General features: G+C 57.0%; 15 protein-coding genes and 4 tRNA genes. 15 read left to right on the forward strand and 4 right to left on the reverse strand.

The window, feature by feature from the left end:
* Positions 1-76 precede the first annotated feature (76 nt).
* Together ACOYXJ_RS19890 and ACOYXJ_RS19895 are read left to right on the forward strand one after the other, a co-directional pair.
* Positions 77-319: a hypothetical protein gene (locus tag ACOYXJ_RS19890; protein ID WP_095123384.1), complete on the forward strand. Its 243-nt coding sequence runs from the start codon at positions 77-79 to the stop codon at positions 317-319.
* A gap of 29 nt (positions 320-348) precedes the next feature.
* Entirely contained in the window at positions 349-1,098 is a 750-nt protein-coding gene (locus ACOYXJ_RS19895) for a TerC family protein (RefSeq protein ID WP_007917342.1), read from the forward strand.
* Positions 1,099-1,352: 254 nt separating this feature from the next.
* Here the strand turns inward: ACOYXJ_RS19895 and ACOYXJ_RS19900 are convergent, their stop codons facing one another.
* Entirely contained in the window at positions 1,353-1,523 is a 171-nt protein-coding gene (locus ACOYXJ_RS19900) for a hypothetical protein (protein WP_460371155.1), read from the reverse strand.
* A 234-nt stretch (positions 1,524-1,757) separates the two neighbouring features.
* Here ACOYXJ_RS19900 and ACOYXJ_RS19905 point away from each other — a divergent pair, with 234 nt between their 5' ends.
* The 3 genes from ACOYXJ_RS19905 (at position 1,758) to ACOYXJ_RS19915 (ending at position 2,945) form a co-directional block, all read left to right on the forward strand.
* Positions 1,758-2,429 carry a peptidase C39 family protein gene (locus ACOYXJ_RS19905; RefSeq protein ID WP_095123380.1) on the forward strand — a complete coding sequence of 224 codons (672 nt, stop codon included), beginning with the start codon at positions 1,758-1,760 and terminating at the stop codon, positions 2,427-2,429.
* Positions 2,430-2,519: 90 nt separating this feature from the next.
* Positions 2,520-2,726: a DUF6021 family protein gene (locus ACOYXJ_RS19910; protein ID WP_034154676.1), complete on the forward strand. Its 207-nt coding sequence runs from the start codon at positions 2,520-2,522 to the stop codon at positions 2,724-2,726.
* Between the two features lie 12 nt (positions 2,727-2,738).
* Positions 2,739-2,945, forward strand: a complete 207-nt coding sequence (locus tag ACOYXJ_RS19915; RefSeq protein WP_150793559.1) for a hypothetical protein — start codon at positions 2,739-2,741, stop codon at positions 2,943-2,945.
* Between the two features lie 53 nt (positions 2,946-2,998).
* Here ACOYXJ_RS19915 and pbpG read toward each other — a convergent pair whose 3' ends face one another.
* Positions 2,999-3,937: a D-alanyl-D-alanine endopeptidase gene (pbpG, locus tag ACOYXJ_RS19920; protein ID WP_150793560.1), complete on the reverse strand. Its 939-nt coding sequence runs from the start codon at positions 3,935-3,937 to the stop codon at positions 2,999-3,001.
* Between the two features lie 230 nt (positions 3,938-4,167).
* Positions 4,168-5,022 (reverse strand): bifunctional methylenetetrahydrofolate dehydrogenase/methenyltetrahydrofolate cyclohydrolase FolD, encoded by an 855-nt coding sequence (folD, locus tag ACOYXJ_RS19925; RefSeq protein ID WP_007917331.1) that lies wholly within the window; start codon positions 5,020-5,022, stop codon positions 4,168-4,170.
* A 275-nt stretch (positions 5,023-5,297) separates the two neighbouring features.
* Between folD and ACOYXJ_RS19930 the strand changes: the two genes are divergently transcribed.
* From ACOYXJ_RS19930 to ACOYXJ_RS19975, 10 genes are all read left to right on the forward strand, one after another.
* Positions 5,298-5,374: transfer RNA gene (locus ACOYXJ_RS19930), tRNA-Arg, on the forward strand.
* A 32-nt stretch (positions 5,375-5,406) separates the two neighbouring features.
* Positions 5,407-5,482: transfer RNA gene (locus ACOYXJ_RS19935), tRNA-His, on the forward strand.
* A gap of 56 nt (positions 5,483-5,538) precedes the next feature.
* Positions 5,539-5,623: transfer RNA gene (locus ACOYXJ_RS19940), tRNA-Leu, on the forward strand.
* A gap of 77 nt (positions 5,624-5,700) precedes the next feature.
* Positions 5,701-5,776: transfer RNA gene (locus tag ACOYXJ_RS19945), tRNA-His, on the forward strand.
* Positions 5,777-6,176: 400 nt separating this feature from the next.
* The gene (gene tig / locus ACOYXJ_RS19950; RefSeq protein WP_016986883.1) at positions 6,177-7,487 is read left to right on the forward strand and encodes a trigger factor; all 1,311 of its coding nucleotides are present in this window, start codon (positions 6,177-6,179) and stop codon (positions 7,485-7,487) included.
* 93 nt (positions 7,488-7,580) lie between these two features.
* Positions 7,581-8,216, forward strand: a complete 636-nt coding sequence (clpP, locus tag ACOYXJ_RS19955; RefSeq protein WP_007951559.1) for an ATP-dependent Clp endopeptidase proteolytic subunit ClpP — start codon at positions 7,581-7,583, stop codon at positions 8,214-8,216.
* A 112-nt stretch (positions 8,217-8,328) separates the two neighbouring features.
* Positions 8,329-9,612, forward strand: a complete 1,284-nt coding sequence (clpX, locus tag ACOYXJ_RS19960; RefSeq protein WP_003223632.1) for an ATP-dependent Clp protease ATP-binding subunit ClpX — start codon at positions 8,329-8,331, stop codon at positions 9,610-9,612.
* A 163-nt stretch (positions 9,613-9,775) separates the two neighbouring features.
* Positions 9,776-12,172 (forward strand): endopeptidase La, encoded by a 2,397-nt coding sequence (lon, locus tag ACOYXJ_RS19965; protein ID WP_460371156.1) that lies wholly within the window; start codon positions 9,776-9,778, stop codon positions 12,170-12,172.
* Positions 12,173-12,320: 148 nt separating this feature from the next.
* Positions 12,321-12,593 carry an HU family DNA-binding protein gene (locus ACOYXJ_RS19970; protein ID WP_003183171.1) on the forward strand — a complete coding sequence of 91 codons (273 nt, stop codon included), beginning with the start codon at positions 12,321-12,323 and terminating at the stop codon, positions 12,591-12,593.
* Positions 12,594-12,821: 228 nt separating this feature from the next.
* Positions 12,822-14,693: a SurA N-terminal domain-containing protein gene (locus ACOYXJ_RS19975; RefSeq protein ID WP_150793563.1), complete on the forward strand. Its 1,872-nt coding sequence runs from the start codon at positions 12,822-12,824 to the stop codon at positions 14,691-14,693.
* A 698-nt stretch (positions 14,694-15,391) separates the two neighbouring features.
* Here the strand turns inward: ACOYXJ_RS19975 and ACOYXJ_RS19980 are convergent.
* Entirely contained in the window at positions 15,392-16,597 is a 1,206-nt protein-coding gene (locus ACOYXJ_RS19980; protein WP_460371157.1) for an MFS transporter, read from the reverse strand.
* Positions 16,598-16,697 lie beyond the last annotated feature (100 nt).

Consider the following 16,697-nt stretch of genomic DNA (forward strand, 5'->3'; position numbering starts at 1 on the left):
AAGTGTTCATCTCCCTAGAATGCCCAGCCATCGACGGCCGGTCTGTGAGCCTGTCTGTTCATTCGAAGGAAACCTTATGAAATACACAATCCCAGCATTGATGTTTACGTCTTTACTGCTTCTTGCCGGTTGCGATCAGGCTGAAAAAAGCGCCCAGCAACTGATGGGCAAAGCCGCCGAAAGCGCCAAGCAAGCGATTGACGACACGCATAAAGCTGCCGAGCAGGCACTCAGCGATGCCACCGGCGGGTTGATCGAGAAAAAAGAAGTACCGGAAAAAGACACGGAAAAATCCGAATCTTCCTCCAAGACCATCTAATTCGTCTTACACAGAGTCAGGACTGACCCATGGAATATCTGTTACAGCTCGCCGCCAGCCCCACCGCTTGGGTTGCTTTGGCCACATTGGTGGTGATGGAAATCGTGCTCGGCATCGATAACCTGATCTTTATCTCGATCCTGACCAACAAGCTGCCTAAGCAATATCAGCAGAAGGCGCGCCGCATCGGTATCGGCATGGCGTTGATCCTGCGTCTGGCGCTGTTGAGCACCATCGCCTTCATCGTGCAACTGACTGCGCCGGTGATCGAAATCCTGGGTCAGGCGTTCTCCTGGAAGGACATGATCCTGATTGCCGGTGGTCTGTTCCTGGTCTGGAAAGCCACGACCGAGATCCATCACAGCATGGACCCGGCACCGGAAGATCCGAAGTCGGCGACCTCGACGGTTACCCTCGGTTTCGCTGCCGCTATTGGCCAGATCCTGATGCTCGACATGGTGTTCTCGATCGACAGCATCATTACCGCGGTCGGCATGACCGAACACTTGCCGATCATGATCATCGCGGTGGTGGTGTCGGTACTGGTGATGTTGTTTGCTGCTGAGCCGCTGGCCAAGTTCATCAACGACAACCCGACGGTGGTGATGCTGGCCCTGGGCTTCCTGATCATGATCGGTATGACCTTGATCGCTGAAGGCTTCGGCGCCCATGTACCGAAAGGTTACGTGTATGCGGCGATGGCATTCTCGGCAGCGATTGAAGTGCTGAACATGATGTCTCGCAGGGCGAGGCAGAAGAAGCTGGCTGAGCAGGCGTAACCGCCAATAAGCCAAAAAAAGGCCGCTTGAACTCAGTTCAAGCGGCCTTCTTTCATTTCAGGTTTTCTATGCCGTGCAAGATCAGCCCCTCACCCCAGCCCTCTCCCGAGGGAGAGGGAGCCGATCTGTGTGGTTTTCAAACTTGAGTTCGGCTGGGTATTTCAGGTCGGCGTAACTCGAAAGTCACCCCGGTCAGTCCCCTCTCCCTCTGGGAGAGGGCTAGGGTGAGGGGCTTTTGCCTTTGCCGTGCAGCCTTAGTGCGCGGCCGCGTGGTGTACCCGATGCTTCTCGGTCTTCGCAACCGCAGCAGGCTGAACCGGATGATGATGGTGGCGCCGCGAAATCCGCAGCACCCCCCACAACATGGCAGCGGCCACGGCCAGCCAGCCGGCAATCAACATTACGATGGTCATGGTCAGGCTCATCAGTGCCTCCTCTTCGCCCTGCATCGGGCCCACACTTTTTCAATTCGCTCTGTTTCAGTGACAGTCTAGACAATGGGGTGTTTCAGACTATTGACCAAAGGTCGATTGCGACCAATCAGTTTGCTCTATGCAATCGATGTGTCTGCCGCTTAAGGCTATACCGCAGCCTGACGCGGCTCTATGATCGCAGGCGTTGCCGGAACACGATGACCGGCGTCTGAACAGAGAGTGACGATGGTGCAGGTATTTTCTCGAATTCGTGCGGCACTGCTGGTGGCGGGTTGTGCGGCCGTGTTGGCCGGGTGTGCAGGCACTGTGGCGCCCGAGGTCAAGCGTCTGCCGGAACGGGTCGAACTCAGCGGCACGTTCTATCGCGGCGAAGCCAATCAGAGTGGGCCGCAAGTGCTGGCCAGCCTGTTGTCACAGCAGGGCATCGTGATTACCCCGGGGCTGCTCGAGAAACCATTGCACCTGCCGGGTGCCGAAGACAAATTGCAGCAGAATCTGCAAAACCTTGCCCGCGAGTACGGCATGGTGGTGTATCCGCTGGACAGCAATTTGCCCGCGCTGTTGACCCAAGTGGCGGCGGGTTATCCGGTGATGGTGCGCTTCAGCGAGGGCTCGGCGTTCTGGGCCGAGCCGCGTTACGCGATCCTGTCCGGCTACGACCGCAACAAACAGAAGGTCTTGCTGCGTGCCGGGATGAACCGTCGCGAACTGATGAGTTTCAGTTCCTTTGAGTCGGCACTGGAGAAATCCGGTGGCTGGGCCGTGCTGATTCAGAAACCGTCGCAGATCCCGGCAGCCATTGACCGTCAGCGCTGGCTCAAAGCGGCCGATGAACTGGCCCAGGCCGGTCAGGAAAATGAAGCGGCGCAGGCTCGCAAGGCGTTGGCCGCACACTGAGTTTTCCGTTCGTCATCTGCCGGGCACGACGGCGCCCGGCAAGCCTCCTATTTATACATCCCGTGTTTTGCGGGTGAATCAGGAGGCGATATGAAAGATTCCCCAGCAGCGAAAGGCCCGCATTCCTCCGAGCATTCCTCGGGAGATGATTTGGGTTTCGATCCGGACTCGCCCGATCTTGATGATCCGCAGGTCGATCCTGTCGGCCCCGCCAAAGCGCCTCTCGACGTCGAGCCCGGCGAGGATGCCAAGAAGCCGGCCAAGCCTTATGACCCGTTAGCCAATCTGAAACCTTGATGTGAGGTGCGTATGAGTACCGATTCAAGCTTCGATGACCAAAAACCGGATAGCGTGCCCACTACACCAGAACCAGAGGTTGACCCAGTGCTCAATCCGGACAGCCCGCTGCGTGATCCGTTGGCCCGGCCCAATATCTTGACCCCGGAGCCTTCGCGGGATCCGAGTGCGGGCGATGGCATCCCTGATGACGACCAGATGCCGCTGCCCAATGACTGATTCACAGATGAAAAAAAGCCCCGAAGGTTCGGGGCTTTTTCTTGTGCGACGGGTTATTTGGAGGCCTCCACCACGCCGCTCTGGCGCGATTTGAGGTTTTTCTGCGCCTTGTATTGCTGAGCCACAGCAGGGACATTGGCGCTTCGGCCGGTTTCCACCCAACTGCGGATGCGGCTGGCATCGGCAAAATGGGTGTACTTGCCAAACGCGTCGAGAATCACCAACGCGACCGGGCGATTGCCCATTTTCGTCACCAGAACCAGGCAATGCCCGGCGGGGTTGGTGAAGCCGGTTTTAGTGATCTTGATGTCCCAGTCGGCTTTATTGACCAAGTGATCGGTGTTACGGAAACCCAGGGTGTAATTGGGTTTACGGAACGACACGGTTTTTTCCTTGGTGGTGGTCAGTTCGCTGAGGAGCGGGTACTTGTGCGCGGCCACCAGCAGCTTGCTCAGGTCACGGGCGGTGGAAACGTTACGCTCCGACAGGCCGGTCGGCTCGACAAAGTGCGTACTGGTCATGCCCAGTGCCTTGGCCTTGGCGTTCATCGCCGCGATGAAGGCCGCGTAACCTCCCGGATAGTGGTGCGCGAGGCTGGCGGCCGCGCGGTTCTCCGAAGACATCAAGGCGATCAGCAACATCTCGCGACGCGGCAGTTCACTCTTGAGTTTGACTCGGGAGAACACACCGCGCATTTCCGGTGTGTTACTGATATCGACATTGATCCATTCGTCCATGTTCTGCCGGGCTTCAACCACTACCAGTCCGGTCATCAACTTGCTGACAGAAGCGATCGGCACGATCACGTCAGGGTTGCTTGAGTAGATGACTTTGTTGGTCTGCATATCCATGAGCAGGGCGCTGCCGGAGGCGATCTTCAGGCTCGAAGCGTCACGTGGGGCAGCGGTGGTTTCCGCAGCGTTGATCGTTGGCGTGATGAATGTGCCTGTAAAAGCAAGAAACAGGCTCAGAATCGAAAGACGAATTTTCACGCGGGCGAACTCATAAAAGTTGGATATTCCGTTAGTTTGTAACGGGTTATTTCTTCAAAGCGTCGCATTCTAGGAGTATGGCTGAAGATCTGTCGATGGTTGTTTGAGTGACCTGAAAATCTCGTGAAAAGGCCTGTAAAAAGAGGGGTTTCCGGCGAACGGTTACAGTTTTTTCTCAGGCATGAAAAAACCCGCACGAGGCGGGTTTTTCTTAGTGCTGAAAGTACCACTCACGCGTGCAGGGTTTCTGCCGCATAAAGAGTGTTTTCCAGCAGGCAAGCACGGGTCATCGGACCGACGCCACCCGGTACCGGGGTGATCCAGCCGGCGCGGGGCAGGGCGGTTTCGTAGACAACGTCACCGACCAGTTTGCCGTCGTCCTGACGGTTGATGCCGACGTCGATCACGATCGCGCCTTCCTTGATCCACTCGCCTTTGACCAGGCCCGGCTTGCCGGCGGCCACGACCACCAGATCGGCACGGCCGACATGGCCGGCCAGATCCTTGGTGAAACGGTGGGTCACGGTCACGGTGCAGCCGGCCAGCAACAGTTCCATCGCCATCGGGCGACCGACGATGTTGGAAGCGCCGACGACCACTGCGTCCATGCCATAAAGATCAGCGCCGGTGCTTTCCAGCAGCGTCATGATGCCTTTAGGCGTGCATGGACGCAGCAGCGGAATGCGCTGGGCCAGGCGGCCGACGTTATAAGGATGGAAGCCGTCGACGTCTTTGTCCGGGCGGATGCGCTCCAGCAGTCTGGAGGCGTCCAGGTGCTCGGGCAGCGGCAACTGAAGCAGGATGCCGTCGATTGCAGGGTCGTCGTTGAGGCGATCGATCAGATCGGTCAACGCGTCTTGCGTGGTGTCGGAGGGCAGGTCGTAGGCTTGAGAGAGGAAGCCGACCTCTTCACAGTCTTTACGCTTGTGCGAGACATAAACCTGAGAGGCAGGATCGCTGCCGACCAGGATCACCGCGAGGCCGGGAGTGCGCAGGCCTTGCTGGCGACGCTCGGCAACTCGTTGGGCGATCTGCTGGCGCAGGCTGGCGGCGATCGATTTGCCGTCGATTAGTTGTGCAGTCATTGCGCGTGATTAACCATCGAGAGGGGAAAAAATGAGAACGCATTCTCGCATGTCGAGCGGTGAGGGCAAAGGCGCTTGGTCAGCAAATTCCTCTAACTCCTTTAATTAAATGAATTTTTTTCAAAAAGGATTTGACGACCTTCGGAGCGCTCTATACTATTCGTCGCACTTGTCGGGCACAGCCTAGCACTGGTTAAGAAGGTGAAGCGGAATCAAGGTTCTGCAACACTGGAAAGCACTTAGTTTGTAGTCCTTTAAGAGTACAGATTAATAAGGCGCCCGTAGCTCAGCTGGATAGAGCATCCGCCTTCTAAGCGGATGGTCGCAGGTTCGAGTCCTGCCGGGTGCGCCATTAGGCAGCTTTGGCACAAGTAACGCGATATGGTGGGCGTAGCTCAGTTGGTAGAGCACGGGATTGTGACTCCCGTTGTCGTGGGTTCGATCCCCATCGTCCACCCCATATTTCGAAAGGCGCCAGATGTAACAGTCTGGCGCCTTTGCTTTAAAGCTTCACCTGCGGATGTGGTGGAATTGGTAGACACACTGGATTTAGGTTCCAGCGCCGCGAGGCGTAAGAGTTCGAGTCTCTTCATCCGCACCAATTAAAGCTTCATTCATGTCTTCGGGCTGGTGAGGTTTCAACAAAGAAGTTGTTTGGCTTTTTTGTTACGCAATATGGTGGGCGTAGCTCAGTTGGTAGAGCACGGGATTGTGACTCCCGTTGTCGTGGGTTCGATCCCCATCGTCCACCCCATATTTCGAAAGGCGCCAGATTTAACAGTCTGGCGCCTTTTTTGTTTTGCGGTTTTGAAAACCGGCATGGCCGGTTTCGGGACGCAGGAGTAGGGCGCTTCGTCGTATTTATGTTGCTCGATGATGCTGCACTGCTCGCCGGGCTTGCTTGCAAGAACGGCCGTCAGGGAGTGATCGGCAGTCTCTTCTATATATAGAAGCGGTTGGCGCAGAGCCCTGGCGTGATTGGTTGTATTCGCCTGTGGGGCGCGCTGCATTGGTGTGGCGGTCCCGATAAAATGCCTGCTGTTTTTTTACCCGTTTTCAGTAGGGTGACTTCTTGAGTTTGACCCACTAGAATGCATGCCCTTGATTCTGGGGTCGGAAACGGCCGGCTAACGTCTGTGCAACGAGGAATATCCATGCAAGTTTCTGTTGAAAATACTACTGCTCTCGAGCGCCGCATGAGCGTCACCGTGCCGGCTGAGCGCATCGAGACTCAGGTCAACAAGCGTCTGCAGCAGACCGCCCAAAAGGCCAAGATTGCTGGCTTCCGTCCAGGCAAAGTGCCAATGAGCGAAATCAAGCGCCGTTTCGGTGCTGATGCTCGTCAGGAAGCTGTAGGCGACGTGATCCAGTCCTCCTTCTACGAAGCTGTGGTTGAGCAGAAGCTGAACCCTGCTGGTTCGCCTTCGATCGAGCCCAAGTCGCTCGAAGCTGGCAAAGACCTGGAATACGTTGCTGTATTCGAAGTGTTCCCTGAGTTCACCGTTGCCGGCTTCGACGGCATCACCGTTGAGCGCCTGAGCGCTGACGTGGCTGACGCTGACCTGGACAAAATGCTCGACATCCTGCGCAAGCAGAACACTCGTTTTGAAGTGGCAGATCGCGCTGCCCAGAACGAAGACCAACTGAACATCGATTTCGTTGGCAAGGTTGACGGTGAAGTGTTCGCTGGCGGCTCCGCCAAAGGCACTCAGCTGGTACTGGGTTCCGGCCGCATGATCCCAGGCTTCGAAGAAGGCCTGGTTGGCGCTAAAGCCGGTGAAGAGCGCGTTCTGAACCTGACCTTCCCAGAGGACTATCAGAACCTGGACCTGGCTGGCAAAACCGCCGAGTTCACCGTAACTGTCAACACTGTTTCCGAGCCTAAGCTGCCAGAGCTGAACGAAGAATTCTTCGCTCAATTCGGCATCAAGGAAAGCGGCATCGACGGTTTCCGCACTGAAGTTCGCAAGAACATGGAGCGCGAACTGCGTCAGGCGATCAAATCCAAGGTCAAGAATCAGGTAATGGACGGTCTGCTGGCCACCAACCCGATCGAAGTGCCTAAGGCTCTGCTGTCCAACGAAGTTGACCGTCTGCGCGTGCAGGCTGTTCAGCAGTTCGGCGGTAACATCAAGCCTGATCAACTGCCGGCCGAGCTGTTCGAAGAGCAAGCCAAGCGCCGCGTTGTGCTGGGTCTGATCGTTGCTGAAGTGGTCAAGCAATTCGACCTGAAGCCTGACGACGCTCGCGTCCGCGAAATGATTCAGGAAATGGCTTCCGCTTACCAGGAGCCTGAGCAGGTTGTGTCGTGGTACTACAAAAACGAGCAGCAGCTGAACGAAGTGCGTTCGGTTGTGCTGGAAGAGCAAGTTGTGGATACTGTTCTGCAGAAAGCTAGTGTGACCGACAAAGCGGTCTCTTACGAAGAAGCAGTCAAGCCGGTAGAAGCTCCAACAGCCGACTGATTGGTTTTGCGTTAAGAAGTACACACCATAAGCCAGCTCTCGAGCTGGCTTATGCGTATTCAAGACATAACTATTTGGGAGCGACTGCAGAGCATGTTCCGTAATTCTTATATTCAGCAGAACTCTGATATCCAGGCCGCCGGCGGCCTGGTCCCGATGGTTGTCGAGCAATCTGCTCGTGGCGAACGCGCCTATGACATCTATTCGCGCCTGCTCAAGGAGCGAGTGATCTTTCTGGTTGGTCCGGTAGAGGACTACATGGCCAACCTGATCTGCGCGCAACTGCTGTTCCTTGAAGCGGAAAACCCGGACAAGGACATCCATCTCTACATCAACTCCCCGGGCGGTTCGGTGACAGCGGGCATGTCGATCTACGACACCATGCAGTTCATCAAGCCGAACGTGTCGACCACCTGCATCGGTCAGGCCTGCAGCATGGGCGCATTCCTGCTGACCGCAGGTGCCCCGGGCAAGCGTTTCTGCCTGCCGAACTCGCGCGTGATGATTCACCAGCCACTGGGCGGTTTCCAGGGCCAGGCGTCGGACATCGAAATCCACGCCAAGGAAATCCTCTTCATTCGCGAGCGTCTGAACACGCTGATGGCCAAGCACAGCGGCCGTACTCTGGAAGAAATCGAGCGCGATACCAATCGCGACAACTTCATGAGTGCAGAAGCTGCGAAGGAATATGGCCTGATCGACGAAGTGATCAACCAGCGCCCAGCTTAAAATAAGCAGCTCAAAATAGGCTTGGTCGGCTTGTCTGATCAGCGGCGGGCTTGAAAAAGCCCGCAATAGCCTTCATCTTGTGTTGCAAGCCTATCGGATTTGGATCGAACGAATGACTGACACCCGCAACGGCGAGGACAACGGCAAGCTGCTCTATTGCTCCTTCTGTGGCAAAAGCCAGCATGAAGTGCGCAAATTGATTGCCGGCCCCTCGGTCTTTATCTGCGACGAGTGCGTCGACCTGTGCAATGACATCATCCGTGAGGAGGTGCAGGAAGCCCAGGCCGAAAGCAGCGCGCATAAATTGCCTTCGCCTAAAGAAATCAGCGGCATCCTTGATCAGTATGTGATTGGTCAGGAGCGTGCGAAGAAGGTTCTGGCCGTAGCGGTGTACAACCACTACAAGCGCCTGAACCAGCGTGACAAAAAGGCTGACGACGTCGAACTCGGCAAGAGCAACATCCTGCTGATCGGCCCGACAGGCTCCGGTAAGACCCTGCTGGCCGAAACACTGGCCCGCTTGCTGAACGTTCCGTTCACCATTGCCGACGCAACCACCCTCACCGAGGCGGGTTACGTGGGTGAAGATGTCGAGAACATCATTCAGAAGCTGCTGCAGAAGTGCGATTACGACGTAGAGAAGGCCCAGATGGGTATTGTCTACATCGACGAAATCGACAAGATTTCCCGCAAGTCCGACAACCCGTCGATTACCCGGGACGTTTCCGGTGAAGGCGTGCAGCAGGCCTTGCTCAAGTTGATCGAAGGCACGGTCGCTTCCGTACCGCCGCAAGGTGGCCGCAAGCATCCGCAGCAGGAATTCCTGCAGGTCGACACCCGTAACATCCTGTTCATCTGCGGTGGTGCGTTCTCCGGTCTGGAAAAGGTTATTCAAAACCGTTCCACCAAGGGCGGCATCGGTTTCAACGCAGAAGTGCGCAGCAAGGAAGAAGGCAAGAAAGTCGGTGAATCCCTGCGTGAAGTCGAGCCTGACGATCTGGTCAAGTTCGGTCTGATCCCGGAATTCGTCGGTCGTCTGCCGGTCCTCGCGACGCTGGACGAGCTGGATGAGGCTGCGCTGATGCAGATCCTCACCGAGCCGAAAAATGCTCTGACCAAACAGTATGCCAAGCTGTTCGAGATGGAAGGCGTGGATCTGGAATTCCGCACCGACGCGCTGAAATCGGTCGCCAAGCGTGCCCTGGAACGTAAAACCGGTGCCCGTGGTCTGCGCTCGATTCTCGAAGGTGTACTGCTCGACACGATGTATGAAATCCCCTCGCAGTCCGAGGTGAGCAAAGTCGTGATCGATGAAAGCGTGATCGAAGGCAAGTCCAAGCCACTGTATATTTACGAAAACAGTGAGCCGACGGCCAAGGCAGCACCGGACGCGTAAGCGTCCAGTCTGCTGGAATAAAGAAGGGGCCTTCGGGCCTCTTTTTTTTTATGTCATTTATTACATCCGCTTTGCGCTTGTTTTTTTTCAAGGCAGCCCCCATCTTGGTTTCAAGCTCAATTCCATCTGATTACGGCCATATGGCCGCCGTAGAGGCGAAATCATGAAGACAACCATCGAATTGCCTCTCCTGCCATTGCGTGATGTCGTGGTTTATCCGCACATGGTTATCCCGCTGTTCGTGGGGCGCGAGAAATCCATCGAAGCCCTCGAGGCCGCGATGGCGGGCGACAAGCAGATCCTGCTGCTGGCCCAGAGAAACCCGGCTGACGACGATCCCGGTGAAGACGCTCTCTATCGCGTAGGTACCATCGCCACTGTTCTACAGCTTCTGAAGCTGCCTGACGGCACCGTAAAGGTTCTGGTCGAGGGTGAGCAGCGTGGCACCGTCGAACGCTTCAGCGAAGTCGACGGCCACTGCCGTGCTGAAGTCTCGCTGATTGAAGAAGTCGACGCTGCAGAGCGCGAATCCGAAGTGTTCGTGCGCACACTGCTGTCGCAGTTCGAACAATATGTACAGCTGGGCAAGAAGGTCCCGGCTGAAGTCCTTTCTTCGCTCAACAGCATCGATGAGCCGGGTCGTCTGGTCGACACCATGGCGGCGCACATGGCGCTGAAAATCGAGCAGAAGCAGGAAATCCTCGAAATCATCGATTTGTCGGCTCGTGTCGAACACGTTCTGGCTTTGCTGGACGCCGAGATCGATCTGCTGCAAGTCGAAAAACGCATTCGTGGTCGCGTCAAAAAGCAAATGGAGCGCAGTCAGCGCGAGTACTACCTGAATGAGCAGATGAAGGCCATTCAGAAAGAACTCGGCGACAGCGACGAAGGCCACAACGAAATCGAAGACCTGAAAAAGCGTATCGACGCTGCCGGTCTGCCGAAAGACGCGTTGGCCAAAGCCACTGCCGAGCTGAACAAGCTCAAGCAAATGTCGCCGATGTCCGCTGAGGCCACCGTGGTGCGCTCGTACATCGACTGGCTGGTGCAAGTGCCGTGGAAGGCGCAGAGCAAGGTTCGCCTGGACCTGGCACGCGCAGAAGATATTCTCGATGCCGATCACTACGGCCTCGAAGAGGTCAAGGAACGTATCCTTGAATACCTCGCCGTGCAAAAACGCGTGAAGAAAATCCGTGGCCCGGTGTTGTGCCTGGTCGGTCCTCCGGGCGTGGGTAAAACCTCGCTGGCAGAGTCGATCGCTCACGCCACCAACCGTAAATTCGTGCGCATGGCCCTCGGTGGCGTGCGTGATGAAGCGGAAATTCGCGGTCACCGCCGGACTTACATCGGTTCGATGCCGGGAAGATTGATTCAAAAGATGACAAAGGTGGGTGTTCGCAACCCGCTGTTCCTGCTCGATGAAATTGACAAAATGGGCAGCGATATGCGTGGCGACCCGGCGTCGGCGTTGCTGGAAGTGCTCGATCCAGAGCAGAACCACAATTTCAACGACCACTATCTGGAAGTCGATTACGACCTCTCGGATGTGATGTTCCTGTGCACCTCGAACTCGATGAACATCCCGCCGGCGCTGCTCGACCGGATGGAAGTGATCCGTCTGCCGGGCTACACCGAAGACGAGAAGATCAACATCGCCGTCAAATACCTCTCGCCAAAGCAGATCGCCGCTAACGGTCTGAAGAAAGGCGAACTGGAATTCGACGCCGAAGCAATCCGCGACATCATTCGTTACTACACCCGTGAAGCCGGTGTGCGTGGCCTTGAACGTCAGATCGCCAAGGTCTGCCGCAAGGCCGTCAAAGAGCATGCGATGGAAAAACGCTTCTCGGTGAAAGTGACAGCTGAACTGCTGGAACACTTCCTCGGCGTGCGTAAATTCCGCTATGGTCTGGCCGAGCAACAGGATCAGATCGGTCAGGTCACCGGCCTTGCCTGGACTCAGGTTGGTGGTGAATTGCTGACCATCGAAGCCGCTGTTGTGCCGGGCAAAGGGCAATTGATCAAGACCGGTTCGCTGGGCGACGTGATGGTCGAATCGATCACTGCCGCGCTGACCGTGGTCCGCAGTCGTGCCAAGAGCCTGGGCATTCCTCTGGACTTCCACGAGAAGCGCGACACGCACATCCACATGCCGGAAGGGGCGACCCCGAAGGACGGCCCTAGCGCCGGTGTAGGCATGTGCACGGCGCTGGTGTCGGCGTTGACCGGCATTCCGGTGCGCGCCGATGTCGCCATGACCGGCGAAATCACGCTGCGTGGTCAAGTGCTGGCGATTGGCGGTCTGAAGGAAAAACTGCTGGCGGCTCACCGCGGCGGAATCAAGATTGTGATTATTCCGGAAGAGAACGTGCGTGATCTGAAGGAGATTCCTGACAATATCAAGCAGGATCTGCAGATTAAACCGGTTAAATGGATTGACGAGGTCCTGCAAATTGCGCTGCAATACGCGCCGGAGCCCTTGCCGGATGTGGCTCCGGAGATAGTTGCCAAGGACGAAAAACGTGAGTCTGACTCTAAGGAAAGAATTAGCACGCATTAATACGCTTTTGCCTGGGGGGCTTCCTTGACAGTTTTTTAGAGCCCTTGTTATAAAGCGGCTCTTAAGTGTCTGTAGGCCATTCAGCACTCGTTTTTGCTTTCACCAAAAAACTTAGAATCATCTCAAAATAGATATAAGGGGACTTAGAGTGAACAAGTCGGAACTGATTGATGCTATCGCTGCATCCGCTGATATCCCGAAAGCTGCTGCTGGCCGTGCGCTGGACGCTGTAATCGAATCCGTCACTGGCGCTCTGAAGGCTGGCGACTCCGTTGTTCTGGTTGGTTTCGGTACTTTCTCCGTGACGGACCGTCCGGCTCGTACCGGTCGTAACCCTCAAACCGGCAAGACTCTGGAAATCCCGGCTGCCAAGAAGCCAGGTTTCAAAGCCGGTAAAGCACTGAAAGAAGCTGTTAACTAAGTTTTCAGGTTTTTACCCATCCGGGTCGGGGTCATGCCTGACTTGGCAGCGGAGCGGTAGAGCAGGTAGCTGAAACAGTTGCCTGTAACGCCGGGATCGAGGGTTCGAGCCCTGTCCGCTCCGCCAGTTACGAGAAGGCGCATCCTCGGATGCGCCTTTCTTCTATCCGGATTCTACCCACGCTCCACGGTTGCCTAATTTTGAAGTTCAACCGTTTCTGGGGGACGCATGCTGCAGAATATCAGGGACAATTCACAAGGCTGGATTGCCAAGACCATTATCGGGGTCATCGTTGCACTGATGGCTCTGACCGGTTTCGACGCCATTTTCCAGGCCACGACTCACAAGAATGAGGCGGCCAAGGTCAACGGTGATGAAATCAGCCAGAACGAGCTGAGCCAGGCCGTTGATATGCAACGCCGTCAGCTGATGCAACAGCTGGGCAAAGACTTCGATGCTTCTTTGCTCGACGAAAAAATGCTCCGCGAATCGGCCCTCAAGGGTCTGATCGATCGCAAGCTGCTGCTGCAAGGCGCCGAACAAGCGAAATTCGCTTTCTCCGAAGGCGCACTGGATCAAGTGATCCTGCAAACACCTGAATTCCAGGTGGACGGCAAGTTCAGCTCCGAGCGCTTCGACCAGGTGATCCGTCAACTGGGTTACAGCCGTATGCAATTCCGCCAGATGCTGGCTCAGGAAATGCTCATCGGCCAACTGCGCGCCGGTGTGGCGGGCAGCGGTTTCGTCACCGACGCCGAAGTGCTGGCATTTGCCCGTCTGGAAAAACAGACCCGCGATTTCGCCACCTTGAACGTCAAGGCTGACCCGGCTGCGGTCAAACTGACCGACGACGAGGTCAAGGCTTACTACGACGAACACGCCAAGGAGTTCATGACTCCGGACCAAGTGATCATCGATTACGTAGAGCTGAAGAAGTCGTCGTTCTTCGATCAGGTCACGGTCAAGGACGAAGACCTGCAGGCGGCGTATCAGAAAGAGATCGCCAACCTGTCGGAACAGCGTCGTGCCGCGCACATTCTGATCGAAGTGAACGACAAGACCACCGAGGCTCAGGCCAAAGCGAAGATCGACGAAGTCCAGGCGCGTCTGGCCAAGGGCGAGAAGTTCGAAGCGCTGGCCAAAGAGTTCTCGCAGGATCCGGGTTCGGCCAACAATGGCGGTGACCTCGGTTATGCAGGTCCGGGCGTCTACGACCCGGCGTTCGAAAAAGCCTTGTACTCCCTGTCGAAAGACCAGGTGTCCGAGCCGATTCGTACTGACTTCGGTTACCACTTGATCAAGCTGTTGGGTGTCGAAGCGCCGGAAGTGCCGACCCTGGCCAGCCTGAAAGACAAGCTGACCCGCGAGCTGAAAGCCGCACAGGTCGAGCAGCGTTTCGTCGAGGCAACCAAGCAACTGGAAGACTCGGCGTTCGAAGCGTCTGACCTGGCTCAGCCAGCGGCGGATCTGAAGCTGACCGTGCACACCTCCAAGCCGTTCGGCCGTGAAGGTGGCGAAGGTGTTGCGGCCAACCGTGCCGTGGTTACTGCTGCGTTCAGTACCGAAGTGATCGACGAGGGTGCCAATAGCACCGCCATCGAGCTGGATCCGGAAACCGTGATCGTGCTGCGCTCCAAGGAACACCTGAAGCCTGCGCAACTGCCGCTGGAAAGCGTGAATGCGGCGATCCGCACTCAGTTGACCAAAGAGCACGCCAGCGCGGCTGCCAAGACCAAGGCCGAGAAGCTGATTGCTGATCTGCGTGACGGCAAGGCTCCGCTGGACAAAGCGGTTGAGGGGCAGAACTGGAAAACCACCGAAGCGGCCACCCGTGGTCAGGAAGGTGTTGATCCGGCGGTGCTGCAAGCGTTGTTCCGTATGCCGAAGCCGGCTGCCAAGGACAAGCCGACGTTCACCAGCGTGACGTTGGCGGATGGCAGTCTGATGATCGTGCGTCTTAATGGCGTCAACGAAGCGGCTGCACCGACGGATGAAGAGAAGGTTCAGTACCGTCGCTTCCTTGCTTCGCGTGAGGGACAGCAGGACTTTGCTGCGTATCGCAAGCAGTTGGAAGCTCAGGCTGAGATCAAGCGGTTTTGATGTCTGATTGAGCTGTTATGTGAAAGCCCCGGCCTGTATAGGTCGGGGCTTTTTTTTGGGCGTTGGGTCGTGGCGGCCTTTGGGCCGACCATGTTCTTGGGGTTTTGGGTGAATATCCGTTGCTGCGGGTGCGGCCGCTGGCGGTTTCGCCCTTACGGCGAGGCACTTTTTCCAGACGCCGAAAAAGTACCCAAAAAGGCTTGTCCCAACGTTCGGCCCGCTCGCTAAAGCTCGGGGTTCCTTCGCTCCGGGATTCATCCGGGGGGCATCGCCTACGGTTTGCTTCGCTGCACCTCCTCTCGATGTGTTCGACTTCGTCGAACGGTCGCTGCGCTCCCACCCCCGGATAAATCCCTCCACTCAGCCTGCCGACGGGACCGGTGGATCAAGATCAAAAGCTGCAGCCGAGCTAACGCTCATCCTGTTGAGTGGGGCGGCTTTGCCGCGTGGGCCGCACACAGATTAAACCTGTGGGAGCGAGCCTGCTCGCGAAGGCGGCCTGCCAGCCGACCAATCTTCTGTCAGATGTACTCAATCCCACTGTAGGAGCGAGCCTGCTCGCGAAGGCGGCCTGCCAGCCGACCAATCCTCTGTCTGATGTACTCAGTTCCACTGTAGGAGTGAGCCTGCTCGCGAAGGCGACCTGCCAATCGACCGATTTCCAGCTGTCTGACCTCAACCCAACAGCGCATTCGGTCTCATTCGGCTCTTGGAAAACCATGGCCCCGAGCCATTGCCGCCACATACAGCGTCAACACCAACAATCCAGCAACAAACCACGGAAATACCCCCACACCAAGGTTCCCCAGCAACAAACCACCCACCAACCCTCCGCCAGCAATCCCGACATTCCACAGCGTAACCAGCATCGATTGCGCCGTATCGGCAGCCTCTTTCGCAGCTTTCGCCGAGGCGGTTTGCAGCAGCGAGGGCATTGCACCAAACGCCAGGCCCCAAACAGCGGTGGCGATGTAAACCACGCTTGGCGAGTCGCGCCACAGGCCCAGTGCTATCGCGGACAGTAGGAACAACCCGGCACTGATCAACACCAGTTCGCGCAGCCAGCGGTCAATCAGGCTGCCGACGATCCACAGGCTCAGCACCGAGGCGAGGCCGAATACCAGCAGCACGCGGTCGACACTCGCATCTAGCCCGGAGGGTTGCAGGAAAGGCGCGATGTAGGTGTACAGCAGATTGTGCGCAACGACGTAGGTGAGGGTGACCAGCAATACCGATCGCACGCCCGGCAAGGTAAACACCTGACGCAGCGGCATGCGTTTTCCCACGCGTTCGCCGGCGAAGTCCGGTACTTGCCAGCGTACCCAGATCACCAGCCCAACGGTCAGCGCGGTCATGATGGCAAAGCTCAAGCGCCACCCGACGAGGGTGCCGAGCAGGGTGCCTGCCGGTATCCCCAGTGACAGCGCAAGCGGCGCGCCGAGCATGGCCACGGTAATGGCGCGGCCTTGCAGGTGCGGGGCGACCATGCGGCTTGCGTATCCCGCCAGCAGTGCCCAAAGCAAACCGGCAAATACCCCGGCGATAAAGCGGGCGATCAGGGTTAGCCAGTACAGCTCTGACAGAGCGGTGATGCTGTTGGCGATGGCAAAGCCGCCGATGGCGGACAGCAACAGCGGTCTGCGGCGCCAGCCGCGGGTGGCGATCGTCAGGGGAATTGCTGCGAGTATCGAACCGATCGCGTACAGCGTGACCAGTTGCCCGATCAGCGCCTGGGACACATTCAGGCCGCTGCTCATCTGCGGCAACAGGCCGGCGGGCATGGCTTCGGTCATGACCGTAATGAATCCGGCGGTGGCCAACGCCAACAGGGCGCCGAGGGGTAATCGCTCTTGGCTATCGAGAGGGTGTTCAAGTGTGGGGCAATTGAGTTGTGCGTCGTTCATTAGCCGGCATCCATGTGCAAAGTTGACGAGGAGCACAGGGTAGGGCGCTGCACATCGGCGAAAAACGGGTTAAGGTTCCGAACATATCGGACACGGATGT

This window comes from Pseudomonas sp. Tul2A7, assembly GCF_054790505.1.